The 985-nt window shown below is 74.2% G+C and carries 1 pseudogene; it reads right to left on the bottom strand.

What is annotated here, in order from left to right:
- Positions 1-985 (bottom strand): annotated as a pseudogene (locus tag GTW67_RS22900) (DEAD/DEAH box helicase); the annotation flags it as partial.

Below are 985 nucleotides of genomic sequence, written 5' to 3'. Positions count from 1 at the left end.
GTGACCGACGTGAACGGGCCGTGGGTGCGGGCGTGGCGGGCGAGGAGGTCGCCGAGCGGGTCCTTGACCGGCTCGGTGAAGGCCTCGGGCACGCCCACGGGCAGGGCGGTGCCCAACGCGTCGCGCAGCCGGCCCGCGTCCTCGATCGCCGCCCAGTGGTCGGCGCCGGCGATGCGCACCTTGATGGCGCGGCGGGCGGTGGCCAGCTCCTGGGCCCACTGCGGCTCGGCGCCCCGCTCGGCCAGCTCGGCGTCCGTGAGCGGGCCCAGCATCCGCAGCAGGTCGGCGACGCTCTCCGGGTCCTTGGCGCGCCGGTCCTCGGTGAGCCACTGGAGCTCGCGCTCCAGCTCGCCCAGCACATCCGCGTCGAGCAGCTCGCGCAGCTCCGCCTGGCCGAGCAGCTCGGCCAGCAGCCGGGAGTCCAGCGACAGCGCGGCGGCCCGGCGCTCGGCGAGCGGCGAGTCGCCCTCGTACAGGAACTGGGCGACGTATCCGAACAGCAGGGAGCGGGCGAACGGGGACGGCTCCGGGGTGGTGACCTCGACCAGGCGCACCTTGCGTGATTCGACGTCGCCCATCAGCTCGACCAGGCCGGGCACGTCGAAGACGTCCTGGAGGCACTCGCGGACCGCTTCCAGGACGATCGGGAACGAGCCGTACTCGCTCGCCACCTCCAGCAGCTGCGCGGCGCGCTGGCGCTGCTGCCACAGCGGGGTGCGCTTGCCCGGACTGCGGCGCGGCAGCAGCAGCGCGCGGGCGGCGCACTCCCGGAAACGGGACGCGAACAGGGCCGACCCGCCCACCTGGTCGGTGACGACGCGGTCGACGTCACCCTTGTCGAAGACGACGTCGGCCGCGCCGACGGGCGCCTGCTCGGCTTCGTACTCCAGGCCGGGCTTCGACGGCTCCTGGTCGAGCAGGTCGAGGCTCATCAGATCGGCGTCCGGCAGGCGCAGCACGATGCCGTCGTCGGCGTGCATGACCT

Source organism: Streptomyces sp. SID5910 (genome assembly GCF_009862125.1).
In the GTDB taxonomy this organism is placed as follows: Bacteria; Actinomycetota; Actinomycetes; order Streptomycetales; family Streptomycetaceae; genus Streptomyces.
The sequence above is the reverse complement of the archived record's forward strand: the minus strand, read 5'-3'. Positions and strand labels throughout refer to the sequence as shown.